Origin of the sequence: Paenibacillus hunanensis, assembly GCF_014645615.1 — a bacterium.
GTDB classification, from domain to species: domain Bacteria; phylum Bacillota; class Bacilli; order Paenibacillales; family Paenibacillaceae; genus Saccharibacillus; species Saccharibacillus hunanensis.
In genome coordinates this window covers 311661-329504 of sequence record NZ_BMMB01000008.1, presented here as the reverse complement: position 1 = coordinate 329504, position 17844 = coordinate 311661, and the positions used below count along the sequence as shown (strand labels likewise).

Below are 17844 nucleotides of genomic sequence, written 5' to 3'. Positions count from 1 at the left end.
TTTGTAGTTAAATAAATACAGCCTGTTGGAGTTAAGGGAAGTAATCCCTGCTCAACAGGCTGTTTTTTTGTTGTTTTTCTTTTCTCTTTTTTCTTTTTTGTTCTTTATTCTTGTTTTTTTGTTCTTCTGTTATTTATTATTATCATTTTATCGTTTTTTAAAATGAAAATTGAATTTAGTTTATATACCAAGCATCACGATCTATTAGATACTGTCTTGGTTCATGTATGATGCTTGGTGCTTTACTGTGTAGTATGTGGGATTTAGAGTGCGTATTTTCCCTATTTTATACACTACGTAGTGCGACACCACCGTAAAATTCTGGTTTTTCGTCTAGCTCGATTGCTTCCTCTTGGCCGGATTCCTGGGCGCGTACACAGGCGTCGGCGGTAACGGCTGCGACGTAGCCGTCCCATGAGGTTGGGCCTTGTAGGTCGCGGTTCTGGTTGATGCAGTCGATGAAGTCTTGCAGTTCACGGTCGTAGGAATCGATAAAGCGGTCTTTCCAGTCCATGAGCAGGTTCATGCCGAGCTTGGCATCTTTGCGGTAAGTGATGCCTGCCACCTCGGGCAAGCGTACGATGCCTTCTTCGCCGATGATCTCGCATTGGATATCGTAGCCGTATTTACAGTTGACGAAGATTTCGGTTGTGATCAGGATGCCGCCGCGTGTTTCCAGTGTGATCACCTGGGGGTCGCGCAGATGGGGTAGCGCGTTGCGGGTTTTTTTCGGGAAAGCGACGCGTGCGGATACATAGTCGTCATTGACGAGCCAGTGTAGCACATCGATCTCATGGATAAAGGTATCGGTCACTGCCATATCAGTTGTGTACAGGTCTGCTGAGGAAGGGTTGCGATGGGCGCAGCGAATCATTAGCGGTTCGCCGATAAAGCCGGATTCGACCGCCTGCTTGAGCTGAATATAGCCGCTATCGTAACGGCGCATAAAGCCGACCTGAACGAGCTTTTTACCATGCTTGATCTCGGCTTCGACGATCTCGCGACAGCCGGCTGCTGTCGTTGCCAGCGGCTTTTCACAAAATACGTATTTGCCTGCCGCAATACCTGCCAGTACGCTCTGCTGGTGAGCAGGCCCCCAGCTTGCTACGAGGATCGCGTCTACCTCAGGTGCAGCGATGAGTGATAGATCATCTGGATAGATCTTCGCGTCGGTTAAGCCATAGCTTTCAATCGCCAGCGCGGCTGCGTCTGCATTCACATCGGTTACTGCGACAATCTCCGCTCCGCTCAAATTGCATGTAATCCGGCGGATATGATCCCGTCCAATCGCGCCTGTTCCGATAACTCCAATACGTAATGTCATTTTGCTTGCCTCCTGAATAAAATTGGCTTGGGGGTGTACAACTTTGTGTCTGCCGAAGCAGCTCCATCTTGCTACAGGCTATCTGTCGCTTATTAAATGTATGCTTTTTGTACGCTTCATTCGTTCTGTATCCTACAGGCATACTTTCGATAGCATTGTATTCTGTCTGTATTCATATCGAACGACTCTCGTCTATAATAACCACGATTAGTGCTGCATGATCCTCAATGAGGTGCTGCCGAGCGCAGTAGCTGCTCATCAATATACCGCCGCGCGATCAGCGCATACTCCAGCGGATGCGCTACATCCGGGTCCTGCTCCGCTTCAATCACGATCCAGCCGCTATACCCATTCTCTATTAAAAAGTCATAGGCTTCACTAAAATCAATACAGCCATCTCCAGGCACGGTGAACATGCCACTTAAAAAGCAATCGCGGAACGATCTGCCCTGCTCCCGACAATCCGAAAGCACCTGCAACCGTGCATCTTTAAAATGCACATGACGCACACGATCAATATGCTTGCGCAGAACAGACATATATTCGCCATCTGATACATAAATATGCCCGGTATCATACAACAAATGCACGTGCGCCGCATCCGTACCTGCCATCAGACGATCGATCTCCTGCGCGGTCTGCACACCGGTACCCATATGATGATGATATACAAGCTTCAGTCCGTATTCCTCGGCTACCTTGCCCAGCTCATTCAGACCGCTGCACAGCACTTCCCATTCCTCATCGTTAAAATAGGGCTTTTGCGCGAATACATCCCGATCCAGTCCTTGCACGCTGTATGTCTGCTCGGAAATGACAATCACACTCGCTTCCACATCCTGCAAATACAGGCATTGCGCACGAAATGCAGGCAGTACCTGCTCCAATCCATCACGAATCAGATAACTGCTAAACCATTGCCCGGCGATGCGAAGCTTACGCAGCTTCAGCTCACGCTTTAACACCTCTGCCGATGGGAAAAAGCCGCCTACCTCTGTCCCTTCAAAGCCAGCTACGACAATATCGCTCAATAGATGCGACAATGTGTTCCCTGCCCCGATCTCAGGTACATCATCATTACGCCAGCCAATCGGCGCAATCCCCCAGTGAATGCTCTGTGCTGTCATGTCCGTCCCCCTTGTCCTCGATAAATGAGTATATTGGTGAAATAATGATTAACTTTTGATTATAATATGATTAAATACTATTACTAAAAGCGCTTACAGTCAATTGCATTTTATATTTTTTCCGCTTGTCTCTACAAACGCTATTCAGGTATAGCAAAAAGACCGCTCTGTGCATATGCCAGAGCGGTCTTCCTATAAAACGATGAATTTTATATCACATTCATTTACCCTAATTGCTCACCTGTTAAGAACAGATAACCGATCAGGAACAGATTCAGTGCAACGATCACACCTGTCGCTGTCCATGCCAGCCATTTGGTGGCGCGTGAGTTTGCAAAGCTACCCATTTTCCCCTTATCACTGGTAAAGCGTACGAGTGGAATAATCGCAAATGGCAGCTGCAAGCTCAGTACGACCTGACTCCAGAGCAACAGATTCCCTGTACCACTCGAACCGTACAGCCACGTAACGATGAAGGCTGGTACAACCGCCAGCAGACGTGTGATCACACGACGCAGTACAGGCGATATGCGCAGTCGTACAAAGCCCTCCATCACGATCTGTCCTGCCAGTGTACCCGTAATGGTCGAGTTCTGACCCGAAGCGAGCAGGGCAACAGCGAACAATGTGCTGGCAATGCCGACACCGACCGTTGGACTGAGCAGCTGGTAAGCCGCTTCAATCTCAGTAACCTGCAATCCACTACCATAAAAAGCAGCGGCTCCAAGAATCAAAATAGCCGAGTTGATCAGAAATGCCACCGTAAGTGAGGCAACCGAATCGAGTCTGGCAAATTTGACGGCTTCCTTTTTCCCTTCCAGTGTGCGTTTATATTGACGCGATTGGATGATCGAGGAATGTAGATACAGATTGTGCGGCATCACGGTTGCACCGAGAATACCCAGCGCCACGAATAGCATTGACGAGTTGGTTACAACCTCAAGCTTGGGAATATATCCGCCAAACAGCGCTGCTACATCAGGACGTGCAGCGATCATTTCAAAGCCAAAGATCACAAAGATCGTAGCCATCAGTACGATAACGATCGATTCAATAATCCGAAAGCCTTTTTTCTGCAATAACAGCAGTAGCAATACATCAAAGGTGGTAATCAGAATGCCCCATAACAGCGGAATACCGAATAACAGATTCAGTGCAATCGCTGAACCGATCACCTCCGCTAGATCGGTGGCAATAATCGCAAGCTCGGTCAAAATCCACAGAAATACAGCGGTCTTAGGGCCAGTTGCATCCCGTGTAGCCTGCGCTAGATCCTTCCCTGTCACGATCCCGAGCTTGGCAGCGAGTGTTTGCAGTAGCATCGCTACCAGGCTGGAGATAAGCACGACCGATAGCAGCGTATAGCCGAATCGTGAACCACCAGCAATCGAGGTTGCCCAGTTCCCCGGATCGACGTAGCCGACCGCTACAAGCGCGCCAGGGCCAGCAAAGGCAAAAAATTTGCGCCAGAATCCAGCATTTTGCGGAATTTTGACTGTATTATTCACTTCCTCCAGACTGATCGATGAGCTGCTACGCAGCCAGCTATTCTTTTTGATACCGGAGGTAGGTTCCAGCTCTACTTCAGAATTCATGTTCTCTCCCTCATTTCTGTCTCTATGTTTCTATAATGGTGTCATTGCGTCTATGTTGTTCGTATGTCGATTCATCATCATGATTTGCATCAAAATATACATTAAATTGTTTCTGCCCATATTTTGCCTCAGGGAAACTTATTTGTCAACGGGTAATTTTTATGGTGTTTGGCAAGTTATAGAGGATGGGAATCGATCCTCTTTTTGATTAACCGTTAGTACAGATGTTGTATATACCATTTTATATTTATGATGATGAAACTAAAAAAGACGCTTCCCAATTAATAATTGGAAAACGTCCTTTGATCAGATCGCAACATCTATGAAGAAGCATGTATGAAGCATATATACAGATATTCGGATTTTGAGCTGAATAAGGTTGATGAAATGCACCATACGGTCATCAACCAAGCGCCTTCGCTACCGTATAATCCTCCACCGGAAGCTCGGGCTGCTCGCCAAGGACAAGCTGAGCGAGTAAGTATCCAATATACGGCCCCATCGTCAATCCAGAAGCGCCTAATCCGTTCGCTATGAATAAGCCGCTCCAACCCGGCATTGCGCCAAATACGGGCAAGAAGTCTGCTGTAAACGGACGGAAGCCTACTCGCATCTCAGTAAATGTGCTATTTGCAAGCTGTGGCGCTAGCTCCAGTCCCTTATTCAGCACCTCCTGCATTCCGCCCGGTGTCACCCGTGTATCATAGCCAGTCACATCATTCTCATGTGTAGCCCCAATGACGATTCGTTGCTGCTCAAAGGCAAGCAAATATTGATCGGTCGGCGGCATGACAACAGGCCAGCTACCTGTGTCGTAGTCCGTTTCCAGCTTCACATGCATAATCTGTGCCTTCTGATAATGCATCTGAAATGTAATGCCGATACCAGCGAGCAGTTCGGTTGCCCATGCGCCAGCACAGATGACCACCTCATCGGCTGCATATCGCTGTCCAGCAACTTTTACACCAACAACGCGTTGCCCCTTCTGCTCCAGCACCGCTTCTCCATGTAATAGGGTCGCTCCATGACGCACAGCGGCACGTAGCAGCGCATCGCGTAGCAAGCGTCCATCGATTCGCGCCGCACCACTCACATGCACCGCTTCATAGCCTTCATCCAGTAAAGGAAATCGTTCGCGCACCTCATCTTCATTGAGCAAGGTAATCTCACCGATCTCGGGTGCTGCTTCGAGCCGCTTGAGTGCGCGTTTTTGCATAGCGAGTATTTTATCATGATCATGGTGCAGGCTAAGCGCACCTACACGTGCATAGCCTGTATTATGCTCGCCATGCTGCGCCAGTTCAGCGATGAATTCAGGATAAAAGCGCGCCCCTCCACTGGCCAGTCGATACCAGGTCTGATTGCGACGCTGCGATAACCACGGGCAAATAATCCCTGCCGCTGCATCTGTCGCCTGACCTGTATGCTGCCGATCGATCACAATCACATCGACATCCTGTTTACTTAATTGATACGCAGTCGAAGCGCCTAGAATGCCGCCACCGACTACAATGACTGTTTTACGCATACCTGCATTCCTTTCTTCCCTGCGCCTTACGAGCGAATGACCATCGATTCGCTGGCAGGACAGATTGCTTCCCTTCATTATACAACATGAGCAATCCAGCCGCCGTTTAGCAGCAATCGAGCGGCCACTCGATCCGCTCCATACCCCCGTAGCAAGAAAACAAATGCAAGGACACACGAGCGACAAATCGCTCAGCTACACTAACCGTATTCACCAGTAAGCCACCGAGAGGATCACACTGGAATGATCTTGCTGCATCGGCTAACAATTGATTTTTCGCGTGAGCTTCAAGCTTATCGATGCTAACTGCTTGCCTGAACAATGCAGGGCTATACTGGAACCATTTTTAACAGTGAAGAGGGATTACAATGACAATCAAAGACCTATCCACTAAATTGCGTATGCACCATGTACCGATCGTTTTGCAAATGGTACTGAATGTATGTCTGATCGGGATGGCACTTGTGCTAAGTGTATTGCTGATCTATGAGACATGGTCGATATTTTCGCTTATTTTTCTAACGAATGACACGACGGTTAGCTATTATCAGTTCACCGATGAATTGCTCGTATTCTTTTTGTACTTTGAGTTTCTGGCATTAATTATCAAATACTTTGAAGCCAAATTCCATTTTCCATTACGTTATTTTATTTACATCGGTATTACCGCGATCATCCGACTCATTATCGTGGATCATGACGATGCGCTGCATACGCTCGGCTGGTCACTCGCCATTCTGGTGCTGATCGGTGCGCTGTTCTTATCCAATCTGAGACAAACGAAGGAAAGTCATTGATCCATCCACGCTGCCTATCTGGAGACTCCATCTAAGCGACGATTAGCGCGTTGATGAACGCATTATACTGAATGATGATCAAGCCTGTAAACGAACTTGATTACGGACAGTCTCTAACAGGGGCTGTCCTTTTTCGTCCAAAATGGAGCAGCCCACCGTATCGCCCTCACGGATAACGACGGCACCCGGCGTTCCGGTCATAATGATATCGCCGGGCAGCAGCGTCATCACCTGCGATAGAAACGACACGATATACCACGGGCGAAACTTCATATAATAGGTGCGATTATGATGCACCAGCTTGTCATTATGATGGGTCTGTACCGTCAGCTGCAATAGATCGGGGACTTCATCCAGCGTAATCAGCTGTGAACCCAAGCCGAAAAAAGTATCAAAGCTTTTCGCGCGCGCTAGAAAACGTGGATGCCGTGCGTGAATATCGGCTGCGGTCACATCCAGTGTAGCGGCTAAGCCTGCTACATAAACAGGTGCATCCTGCTCTGTTATATGACGACAGGTCTGACCGATAATAATAGCAAGCTCGCCTTCTGCGGTTACCTTTTCCGATTGCAGTGGTAGCTCGATATGATCCTCTGGCCCGATGATCGTCGTATCTGGCTTCATGAAGCTTACAGGTTCTTCATCTCGATCAGACGCGTTTAGCTCGACTTCATCTGCTACATAGTTCATGCCAATGCCCCATATTTTGCGTGGATGACGATACAATGGAGCATGCACAATCTCTGCCGCAGGTATAGCGGTTAACCTTTCTAGCTGCTCTGGACTAGCTGTAGCAAGACCCTGCGCCAGCGATTCTAGCTGTGAGCTGGTAATCAAGTCGAACATCTCTGTTGCCCACTGCTCTCCCCATGCATCGTTGATCTGCTCCAGCAATATGTATTTCCCTTCCAGTACGACGGCTACTTGCTCTTTACCCTGAACGTTAATCGTTGCTAGCTTCATCGAATAGCCTCCTGTTCGTTGGTCATCATCGGTCGTATGACTGTATAAATTGCAATTATTATAGTACAGCGTATAGGCACAAATATAGCTGACGCTTCCATTCCTCCTATTAAGCATGATTGCAGCTTCATTATTCATGCACCGTGACAGTAGGCGGTGTAGCTGTGCTGGATTCAACTACATTTTCAAGCACAACTATTCCACTGGCGAAGATCGGGGAATCAACAGGCATTGACTACAAATGGAACAGTTCTGACAAACAGGTCGAGATCACTACCAAATAAATCCACCTCTACGCAATTAACAACACACCCGATATTCACAAAAATAGCGGCTTCTCTGTACAGAGAGGTCGCTATTTTTGTGTTCTTATTTTCGTCCAGTGGTTAAAAGGTGTACAATGGAATCCATAACGTTGCAAGCGATACTTATCGTCTTGTATGGATCATTGCCATGATCAGTTGAGGAGGAATTCAAACATGACTAATTATGCTACATATTTTCAGGAGAACCGCGAGCAGCAGCTCGCCGAGCTGAAGGAATGGTTGTCCATTCCGAGTATTTCCGCGCTGTCCGAGCACAAGCCGGATATGCAGCGTGCAGCTGAATGGCTTGCAGACAAGCTGACTGCGGCTGGACTTGAAAATGTAAAAATCAATCCGACGAACGGTCATCCGATCGTTACTGCGGATCATCTACATGCACCAGGCAAACCAACGATTCTCGTGTACGGTCACTACGATGTACAGCCGGTTGATCCGCTGCATCTGTGGCAGTCGCCACCTTTTGAACCGGAAGTACGTGGGGACAAGCTATTTGCCCGTGGCGCAACCGATGATAAAGGCCAGGTGTTCTTACATGTGAAGGCGGTTGAAGCGATCCTCAAGCAGGAAGGCAAGCTGCCTGTTAACATCAAGTTCTGCATCGAGGGTGAAGAGGAAATTTCCAGCGCTCACCTGCCAGCATTCCTGGAAGCGAATCGTGAGCAACTCGCAGCGGACGCGGTACTCGTGTCTGACACCTCACTATTAGAGCGCGGCAAGCCAGCGATCAGCACCGGTCTGCGTGGTCTGTGCTCACTTGAGGTTGCGATCCATACCGCCAATACCGATCTGCACTCCGGTTCCTTCGGTGGCGGCGTACCGAATGCGCTGCATGCAATGGTGGAGCTACTGGCAACACTGCATGATCGCGATGGTAAGGTGCTCGTCGAAGGCTTCTATGACGAGGTATTGCCACTATCCGATGAGATGCGCGCGGAGTTCGAAAAGCAAGGCTTTAACGAGCAAAAGCTGCAACAGGATCTGGAGCTGACGGCACTGCACGGCGAAGAAGGCTACTCCTTCGTAGAGCGCATTGGTGCTCGTCCAACACTGGAGCTGAATGGCGTATACGGCGGCTTCCAGGGCGAAGGCAGCAAAACTGTTATTCCAAAAGAAGCCCATGCCAAAATCACCTGCCGCCTTGTCGCTGACCAGAATCCACAGGATGTAATGGATAAAATTATCACCCATCTGGAAGCTGTGAAGCCAAACGGTGCCAAGCTGACCATCACACCAGGCGAGAAAGCACGTGCTTTCAACATCGATCCGTCCGAAAATGAACTGCTGCAAAAAGCAGCGGATGCATACACTTCCGTTTACGGTACACGCGCATTGTTCACCAAGGATGGCGGCTCGATCCCAATCGTGGAGGAATTCTCCCGTGTGATCGCTCCAACCGTCGTCCTGATGGGCTTCGGCTTGCCAGACGAAAACCTGCACGCGCCGAACGAGCATTTCAATCTGGAAAACTTCGATAAAGGTCTGCTGACCATCGTGGAATTCCTGAACAGCGTGGATTAAGTGTCCTAGCTTGTTTGCTACCTCTTCATAAAAAAGCGCCTGTCGTTTCACATATGGTGGAACGACAGGCGCTTTTTAACGTTTTATTCAATTGGATATGAACGTAATATCAAGGTCTTTTACATATACAGAGCAGATTACCTATACAGGATAGATTAGAATAGTTAAAGTTGGAGGGTTAGCTACCTATGGTTCACGGAATCTATCATAGCGTTTAAGCTGGGTACGGTTAGAATCGCTCTTTGCGCTATTCAACTATCTTTTCGCTGCTTCTTAAACTTACCTTTAACGTATCCTTAATCTATCCGCAGTCGACTTAATTATTCGACGATGCCTCTACCAGCTCGCCATTTTCATGCTGACGACGCTTCGCGATGGCGTTATGAATCCGATTCATCGCTTCTTCCAGCAGCTGACGTGAGCAAGCTACATTCATACGCAGGAAGCCTTCTCCCGTTGTACCAAAGGCACGACCATCGTTGAGTGCTACCTTGGCTTCATGCAGCATGAAGTGTACGAGATCCGTTTGCTCCATACCGAGACGACTGAAGTCGAGCCAGAGCAGGTACGTCGCTTCTGGCATCCACACCTTCACCTCTGGCAAATGCTCCGCAATATACTGCTGCACATATTCCATATTGCTACGTGTATAGGCAAGACACTGGTCGAGCCATTCTTTGCCGCCATTGTAGGCTGCCTGTGTGGCAACCACACCAAACTGGCTAATATGACCGGTGCCGAACTTGTTCACCTGCAAGGCAAATGCGTTGCGTAGCTCTTCATTCGGAATAATAATATTCGACGTATTCAACCCGGCAATGTTAAATGTTTTACTTGGGGCGGTACAGATGATACTACGATTGCGTGCACGCTCGGATAGCATCGCAAACGGAATATGCGGCTCTTCACCGTATACAAGATCACCATGAATCTCATCGGAAACGACTAGAATATCATGCTTCGCGCACAGCTCCTCCAGACGTTCCAGCTCTTCGCGAGTCCATACACGTCCGATCGGATTGTGTGGACTACACAGAATGAACATTTTGATGCTGCTATCCAGCGTACGCTCCAGATGCTCGAAATCCATCGTATAACGTCCAGCCTCATCGCGTTGTAGCGGATTCTCTACCACTTCGCGTCCATGACCTGTAATAACACTATAAAATGGTGGATAGACTGGCGTCTGAATCATTACACGGTCGCCCGGCTCGGTAAAGGTATGCACAGCAAAATTAAGCGATGCGACAACACCCGGTGTGAACACGACCCAATCCTTTTGAATTTCCCAGCCATGCTTACTACGCATCCAACTCTGTAAAGCTTCGTAATACGCGTCTGATTGGAAGGAATAGCCGATTACGCCATGTTCGGCGCTTTGCTTGAGTGCATCCTGTACCGGCTGAGGTACAGCAAAGTCCATATCTGCTACCCACAACGGCAAAGCCTCTTCCGTGCCAAATAGATGCTGTAGCTTATCCCATTTCTCCGAGTTCGTGCCTGTCCGCTGCGGCGGGTGATCAAATTGTTCTGTATAGTCCATTGTGTTGCCTCCACTTCTGTGCGCAGGTGAAGTTGATTGGATAGTCTACTGGCCTACGCATCGTTATATCGTTTGTTTTTGGTGCATTTCATCGTTATGCAGTCAGATTTCATCTGGCAAGCGATAGGTTGAGTAGATCGAAGTCTAAGCTGAATACAATACTGCTTAATCCCAAAATGAAATCAAGAATATATCCATCATAACATGTTTGCCAGAGGGGGCAAGTGGCTTAATTCCGGTAGGAATAGTCAATTGCGCGGAGATATTCTTTTGTAGGAGCGACTCTGTTTTAGAGCGATGTAGCGGAAAATGATTCGAGGAAGTAACACCGTTACAGCACGGAATAAAGCAACAGATTCAGAGGGTGCGCTACGAATCGACGTAATACGAATCAACGTAAAGGGAACCCATCATAAATTCTTAACGCTCCAAAAAGGCTACGACAAAAAAGCCCTTCTCCACCGTATGGGGTCAGTCCATAGGTGACAGAAGGGCTTCATAAAGAATATTCTGCATAGAATACGCAGCAGCTAAAATTAGCTTAGATCAAATCCAGAATCTCATCCACGCGCTCCAGACGATAGTCTGCATCCTGTGAATGCAGACCCGCATCGCCAACAGCGGCTACGTTCATACCACCTGCGATAGCAGCTTGAACACCGGCTTCGGCATCTTCGACAACGAGGCATTCTTCGGGCTTAATATCCAGTCTCGATGCGGCTAGCAGGAATACCTCAGGATCTGGCTTGCTATGGGTAATATCGTTGCCATCGGCAATGGCGTCGAAGGCGTCTGCCAATCCGATTTGTTTTAAAATGGTAGGTGTATTTTTACTGGAGGAGCCGATAGCGATTTTGACTTTACGTCGTTTCAGCTCGTCGATCGTATCCTTGGCACCTGGGAGCAGATCATCCGGGGTCAGGTTGACGAGTGATTTTTTGTAATACTCATTTTTGCGCTCGGCGAGCTCCTGCTTTTCCTCCGGGCTGTACTCGCGCTCGGCACGCTCCAGAATGATATTCAGACTTTCCATTCGGCTGACGCCGCGTAGTCGATTGTTAATCGTGTGGTTAAAAGGAATGCCTTCTTCATCGCTAATCTTTTTCCATGCCTCATAGTGAAACTCATCTGTCGATACAATAACGCCATCCAGATCGAAAATTACTGCTTTGATTGTCATCATTGCTTCCTCCTCTGTATCGGTTATCACGAAAGCGACCACTCGTTCCTTGAGCCGCATCGCTGCGACTCGGGGCATCACCTGCAACAGGCAACCCGGAAGTCTCTCAGCTATTTATAAACCGAAACGGTAGCCTCTGCATCCGGTAATTTGAAAAAGTCCTGTCTATTTTTGCAGATTTACGAGTGTACAAGCGCGTAGCTATGCCCTCTCAAGCCCTATCATAGGACGTAAAAACACACCCCATCCTGCCTTTCTCGCACATCGACCCGGATTGAGCAAACGCTTGGAAGCTATACGCTTATGCTTCACGCTTGGGGCAGACGGAGCAATATCCAGCATCCTCACCGGATAAATAATACAGACAGCAGGTTTTGCGAATACGCTTGGGCTGATCCGAGCCTGCGGATAGACGCTTCGGTGTGTTGAAGCGCGCAAGTGGATTCCATTTTTCACCGAATAGTGAAGCAGGTGCTTCTTCCGTCAAATAAGCAAAATCAGCTTCGATTCGCTCGCGATACGCATCGTGGCTCGGATCAGCAAGCAATGTCTCGTACACATAATAGACATAGATCGCCGCATTTTCCCACAGAATAGCACGCGATACTCCTGCCGCTCGCGCCAGACTGTTCCATACCGGCTGCAAATGTCCAGCAAAAATCGTCGCCAGATACTGCTCACGTTGGCGCTGAGCGGCATCAGCGTCTACACATCCACAGTCCTGCTCGGACAGCACTTTCCCAGCTTCTGGCTCCAAGTGTAGCGCCATCGGCTCAGGCTTGTCCAGTCTCACATGCGGCAGCCAGATATCGCCTTTAAAATGGGATTCCAATGTACAGTGCTCTGGCGTCACATCGATCCCTTTACCAAATACCGTCATCGCATATAGCGCAGGTGCTACAATCATATAGCTGTAACGCTTTGCCAGCATGGAGGTGATAAATGGTAGGTCTTCACTTTCATAAATATCCCCTAGCTGCTGTACATAGCGCAGGGCTCCTTCTTCATCTAATAACTGCGCTATAGACACACTATGCTGCGGATCATCCGATGGTGTAGTCGTCAAGCGTAGCTGTTCTGTTAACACCTTCCACTGCTCTGCTGTCCAGCCAGCAGGCAGCGATTGATAATGCTGATCATTCATACAATACTCCTCCCTCATTCCCTGCAAACGCATACTTGTGAGCAAGTATAGCGGCTATCCTTTCAACTGTCTAATTTGCAGGCTCATATGAACGCCAGGATACAGTCTCTTTTTACATAAAATAATGATTGACGCCGTGCAGGTTCGCCCGTATTATATATACATTATTGAGAACGATTATCATTATTAAGGAGTGTCTCTATTCATGAAAGCACGCTACACTTTACCTGCAACAATCTTGCTATCCTCCGTTCTGTTCGCTGCATGCGGTAACCAGCAGCCAGCAGCAACAGCTACCAGTGGAGCAGCAACTTCAGAAGCAACCGCTTCCGATTCCTCTACCGCTTCAACCAATGAAACGACATCCTCGAACGAGGCTGCTTCCACCGCGACAAAAGCGGATTTCTCTGCCGAGGTGGAACAGTATCGTACGTATGCGATATCTGAAATTGATGCCTTTGTTACGCAGACAGAGAAGTTCACGGAGGCGGTCAAAGCAGGCAAGCTCGATGAAGCGAAAAAGCTATATGCACCTGCACGGATGCATTATGAGCGCATCGAGCCGATCGCCGAAGCGCTGGGTACACTCGACCCGGATATCGATGCACGTCAGGGCGATGTAGCCGAGGCTGATTGGCGCGGTTTCCACCGGATCGAGCAAGGTCTGTGGGAAAAGAAATCGACAGACGGAATGAGCGAATATGCAGATCGTCTGCTACAGGATGCCAAGCTGCTGCGTGCTAAGGTCGAAACGGTGGATATTGATGCCAGCCTGCTCGTTACGGGTGCAGTTGAGTTGCTGAATGAAGTATCCTCCTCCAAGGTGACAGGTGAAGAAGAGCGTTATTCTCACACCGATCTGTATGACTTTGTAGCCAACGTGGAAGGCGCTCAGAAAATCTATGAAATTTTGAAGCCAAGTCTGGCAGCTAAAGATCCATCACTGGAAAAGCAAATCGGCGAGAAATTCGATGCGCTGAACAAGGAACTGGCTCCATTTGCAACCAAGGATGGCGGATACGTAACGTATGATAAGCTGTCCAAAGAGGATGTGCGCACACTGAGTCAGAACCTCGATGCGCTCGCCGAGCCGCTGTCGCAAATGGGAACCATTCTGGGAGTGTGAGACGATGAGCAAGGATAAATTAACTCCACCTTCTTCAGAGCAAACGCCAGCAGAACAGCTTCCTACAGAGACATCTCATTCCGAGCCATCTCCATCTGTATTTACAAAACCTGTAAGCCGCCGCGATATGCTGCGGCTTGCTGGTGCGTCTGGCGTTGGATTACTGCTGGGCGGTACAGGTGCATTCGGTCTGATGGCAGCGACAGGGGCTTCGTTACAGCCTGCGTATGACAAGCCAGGGAGCGATGCGAACGTAACGACTGGCGCTGAAGGCTCTGCGAACGATCGGTATGACTTTTACGGCGAGCATCAGGCTGGCATTGTGACACCAAACCAGAACTTTATGTGCTTCGCTTCTTTTGATGTGACCGCTACAGATGCTAGCAGTCTGAAACGGATGCTACAGGCCTGGACAGTAGCGGCGGCAGCTCTTACCTCCGGACAATTGCTGGATGGACAAAATGAAAATACACATTTGCCACCTGCCGATACGGGTGAAGCAGCTGGCTTATCACCTTCGCGCATGACGATCACCTTTGGTGCAGGCCCGAGCCTGTTTGACGGTCGCTTTGGACTGGCGGGTAAACGCCCGGCTGGCTTTACCGATCTGCCTCCATTCAACGGCGACAATCTACAGCCCGAATGGTGCGGTGGTGATCTAGCCGTACAGGTCTGTGCGGACGATATGCAGGTCGCTTTTCACGCGATGCGCAATCTGATTCGTATTGCTCGTGGAACGGCAGTGCTGCGCTGGAGTCAGGAAGGCTTCCAGCGTAGTACTGCGGCTGATCCGAACAATGCGACACCGCGCAATCTGATGGGCTTCAAGGATGGCACAGCCAATCCGAGCGCCAAGGATGCCGCGATGATGAATGAAGTCGTCTGGGTACAGCCTCAGGATGGAGCGGGCTGGATGACCGGCGGTAGCTATATGGCAGTACGCCGCATTCGGATGCGGATCGAGGTATGGGATCGCTCCAGTCTGGGCGATCAGGAAAATACGTTTGGACGTTATCGGGTGAGTGGTGCGCCGCTTGGATCACAGCATGAATTTGACCGTGGCGATATGGAAGCAAAGGACGCATCAGGCAAGCCCGTCATTCCGATGAATGCCCATATGCGGGTCGCTCGTGGCGATGGCAAAATGCAAATTTTGCGCCGTCCGTATTCGTATTCCAGCGGTATGGATAAGGTGACGGGACAACTGGATGCTGGACTCTTTTTCATCAGCTATCAGCGTAGTCTGCAAAATCAGTTCATCCCGATGCAAAAACGCCTTGCTGAGATGGATGCATTAAATGAATACACCCAGCATATTGGCAGTGCTGTATTCGCCTGCTTCCCTGGTGTGCGTCAGGGTGGATATATTGGAGATACGCTGCTGTAAGTTCAACCGTTAATCGTTATTTGGGGATACATCGTTTATCCTGTTATGAGCCATTCTGCTATATCAGGATAAACAGTGTTCTGTATAGGATATGCACAAGTATGATATGCGTTAGGTTACTTTCAACAGGATTGCGTAGCTCCGGTGTAGCCGGTATATTAATGAATGCTATTTATTGAGTGAAATGAGGAATGCGGGTCATGTGGAACCATCTCCTGAATATACGTACAGTATGCCGCACGGTTAGTGTGGTCGTTATGGGCGGCACACTGCTGCTAGGTGGATTAGGCTCATATGGAGGTACGGCAGCCGATCGATGGAGCGATTCATCCGCTAACAAGGGGACTGTAGCTGCTAGCTACTCCTCGATGCTCTGGTCAACTTCGATCGCATCTGCTGCTCAGCCGGATGTGAATCAGCTACTAACGATTGTAGGTAGCGCACTGGTCGATGCCGGTCAAAAGAAATGGTCGGATGCGAATGCAGAGCTGAATCAATTCGCCAGCGGCTGGTCACAGCTTGATACCTCTGCGTTGCCACAGCAGGCAGCCGATGTGAATGCAGCACTGGCGAGTGCACAGCAAGCGCTCCAGACCGCTGGATCACAGCCTGATGCAGTAACGAGTGCACTCGGCAAGCTGGCGCGTGCAGTCAATACGTATGCAGAGGCACAGCAAAAGGGTACTGGCACGTCAGCTTCATCCAGTGCGAGTAAGAAGGGTGCTCCCTCTGCGGAAGGTCAAAAGGCAGTCCAAACTATCCTGCCCCTTGCTGAGGCAACCCTGCAAAAGATCAATACAGCAGATTGGTCAGCTGCACAAAGCAGCTATAAACAGATCGTTGCCGCATGGCCAAATGTCGAAAATGCGATTCGTGCGGATAATTTTACCGTGTATAGTCAGCTCGAAACGACGATGAGTATGATCCGAGTTGCTTTACAGGCAGAGCCACCGCGTGCAGATCAGGCCAAGCAGCAAACGCAAAAGCTGATCGATCTGTTCCATGAATATACGTCCGGGCAAATCGCTAATAGTGCCCCTGCGCAGGGCAATGTGCATTTGAGCGATGCGGTTGCGTTGCTCCAGCAGGCACAGTCCTCGATCGGACAACAGCAAGCCGAGCAGGCAAGCACGCAAATGCAGCAATTCATTACCATGTGGCCGCTGGTCGAGGGCGAAGTGCAAATTTCCTCTTCCTCTACGTATACGGCTGTAGAAAATGAAATGGCAGAGGCGCAGGGCTATCTAGTATCCACGCCGCCAAATTGGAATGAAGCCAGTACAACGGTACAGACGATGCTGGATCAGCTGACACCGATCACAGCTAAAACGTCGTATACCTTTTGGGATGCGGCTGTTATTTTGCTCCGTGAAGGTCTGGAAGCGATTCTCGTGCTGGCTGCACTGCTCGCTTATGCGAAGCGCAGTGGTAGCCGTCAGGCAGGTGCATGGATCTGGGGCGGTGCGTTTGCAGGTCTGGCACTGAGCGGCATGATCGCTGCCATTTTTGTATATGCCTTTGCGCAGATGGCAACAAGCGGCAGTACACGCGAATTGATCGAGGGTATTACGGGACTCGTCGCTGTCGTGCTTATGCTTAGCGTCGGGAACTGGCTACATCAGAAGGCTAATTTGCAAAATTGGAATCAATATATTGAAGGTCAGATTAGTGGTGCACTGGCACGCGGTAGTTTATTTTCACTAGCTGCGGTGTCGGGGTTAGCGATTTTGCGTGAAGGTGCGGAGACAGCGATCTTCTACGTGGGGATGGCGCCAGCGATTGCGTTATCTCAGCTATTGCTGGGGATCGGTCTGGCACTCGTTATTCTGATCGTGATCGCAGTGCTCATTATCCGGTTCAGTGTGAAGCTGCCGGTGCGTCCGTTCTTCCTGACAGCGACCGTGCTGATCTACTATCTCGTCTTCCGTTTCCTCGGTGAAAGTATTCACGCGCTTCAGGTGTCTGCTTATCTGCCTGCGCATACGATTTCGGGAATGCCATCGGTAAGCTGGCTCGGCGTCTATCCGACCTGGGAGACACTGATTCCACAGATGATTGTACTTGTCTTTTTACTGTGGAGACTGGTATTACCGCAATATCAAAGCAAGCGTAAGGCAACAGCTTCATCACGATAAGATTAAGGCACTCTGCGATGGCAGGGTGTCTTTTTTTGTGTTGGTATAGTGTGTACTTATGATTTTGTCTGCGTGTAGGTGAATAGTGACCGGGGTGTGAATGAGGAATGATGTGATTGGAGGAGGAATACAGTGATGTATTTCGATGTAT

Annotated in this window: 13 protein-coding genes; 5 read left to right on the top strand and 8 right to left on the bottom strand. The window is 49.2% G+C overall.

Features of this window, described 5'->3' with window-relative positions; all coding sequences use genetic code 11:
- Window positions 1–286: 286 nt before the first annotated feature.
- From iolG to IEX62_RS18645, 4 genes are all read right to left on the bottom strand, one after another.
- On the bottom strand, window positions 287–1324 hold the full coding sequence (gene iolG, locus IEX62_RS18660; protein WP_188777061.1) for a bifunctional inositol 2-dehydrogenase/D-chiro-inositol 1-dehydrogenase: 1038 nt from the start codon (window positions 1322–1324) through the stop codon (window positions 287–289).
- A gap of 224 nt (window positions 1325–1548) precedes the next feature.
- Entirely contained in the window at window positions 1549–2451 is a 903-nt protein-coding gene (gene iolE, locus IEX62_RS18655; RefSeq protein WP_188777059.1) for a myo-inosose-2 dehydratase, read from the bottom strand.
- 224 nt (window positions 2452–2675) lie between these two features.
- Window positions 2676–4046 carry an Nramp family divalent metal transporter gene (locus IEX62_RS18650; RefSeq protein WP_188777057.1) on the bottom strand — a complete coding sequence of 457 codons (1371 nt, stop codon included), beginning with the start codon at window positions 4044–4046 and terminating at the stop codon, window positions 2676–2678.
- Window positions 4047–4449: 403 nt separating this feature from the next.
- Complete coding sequence (locus IEX62_RS18645) at window positions 4450–5574, bottom strand: NAD(P)/FAD-dependent oxidoreductase (RefSeq protein ID WP_188777056.1); 1125 nt, start codon at window positions 5572–5574, stop codon at window positions 4450–4452.
- 368 nt (window positions 5575–5942) lie between these two features.
- Here IEX62_RS18645 and psiE point away from each other — a divergent pair, with 368 nt between their 5' ends.
- Window positions 5943–6371 carry a phosphate-starvation-inducible protein PsiE gene (gene psiE / locus IEX62_RS18640; protein WP_188777055.1) on the top strand — a complete coding sequence of 143 codons (429 nt, stop codon included), beginning with the start codon at window positions 5943–5945 and terminating at the stop codon, window positions 6369–6371.
- A gap of 78 nt (window positions 6372–6449) precedes the next feature.
- On the opposite strand, the gene IEX62_RS18635 is transcribed toward psiE, so the two are convergent.
- On the bottom strand, window positions 6450–7334 hold the full coding sequence (locus tag IEX62_RS18635; RefSeq protein ID WP_188777054.1) for a fumarylacetoacetate hydrolase family protein: 885 nt from the start codon (window positions 7332–7334) through the stop codon (window positions 6450–6452).
- A 479-nt stretch (window positions 7335–7813) separates the two neighbouring features.
- Here IEX62_RS18635 and IEX62_RS18630 point away from each other — a divergent pair, with 479 nt between their 5' ends.
- Entirely contained in the window at window positions 7814–9178 is a 1365-nt protein-coding gene (locus tag IEX62_RS18630) for a dipeptidase (protein ID WP_188777053.1), read from the top strand.
- 316 nt (window positions 9179–9494) lie between these two features.
- On the opposite strand, the gene IEX62_RS18625 is transcribed toward IEX62_RS18630, so the two are convergent.
- The 3 genes from IEX62_RS18625 to IEX62_RS18615 form a co-directional block, all read right to left on the bottom strand.
- Entirely contained in the window at window positions 9495–10721 is a 1227-nt protein-coding gene (locus IEX62_RS18625; protein ID WP_188777052.1) for a MalY/PatB family protein, read from the bottom strand.
- A gap of 541 nt (window positions 10722–11262) precedes the next feature.
- The gene (gene pgmB / locus IEX62_RS18620; RefSeq protein ID WP_188777212.1) at window positions 11263–11901 is read right to left on the bottom strand and encodes a beta-phosphoglucomutase; all 639 of its coding nucleotides are present in this window, start codon (window positions 11899–11901) and stop codon (window positions 11263–11265) included.
- A 301-nt stretch (window positions 11902–12202) separates the two neighbouring features.
- Window positions 12203–13045 carry an IucA/IucC family C-terminal-domain containing protein gene (locus IEX62_RS18615; protein ID WP_188777051.1) on the bottom strand — a complete coding sequence of 281 codons (843 nt, stop codon included), beginning with the start codon at window positions 13043–13045 and terminating at the stop codon, window positions 12203–12205.
- 205 nt (window positions 13046–13250) lie between these two features.
- Between IEX62_RS18615 and efeO the strand changes: the two genes are divergently transcribed.
- From efeO to IEX62_RS18600, 3 genes are all read left to right on the top strand, one after another.
- Window positions 13251–14171, top strand: coding sequence for an iron uptake system protein EfeO (efeO, locus tag IEX62_RS18610; protein WP_188777050.1), 921 nt, complete (start codon window positions 13251–13253; stop codon window positions 14169–14171).
- 127 nt (window positions 14172–14298) lie between these two features.
- Window positions 14299–15558 carry an iron uptake transporter deferrochelatase/peroxidase subunit gene (gene efeB, locus IEX62_RS18605; protein WP_229685942.1) on the top strand — a complete coding sequence of 420 codons (1260 nt, stop codon included), beginning with the start codon at window positions 14299–14301 and terminating at the stop codon, window positions 15556–15558.
- A 200-nt stretch (window positions 15559–15758) separates the two neighbouring features.
- Window positions 15759–17693, top strand: coding sequence for an FTR1 family iron permease (locus IEX62_RS18600; protein WP_229685915.1), 1935 nt, complete (start codon window positions 15759–15761; stop codon window positions 17691–17693).
- The last annotated feature ends 151 nt before the right edge of the window (window positions 17694–17844 follow it).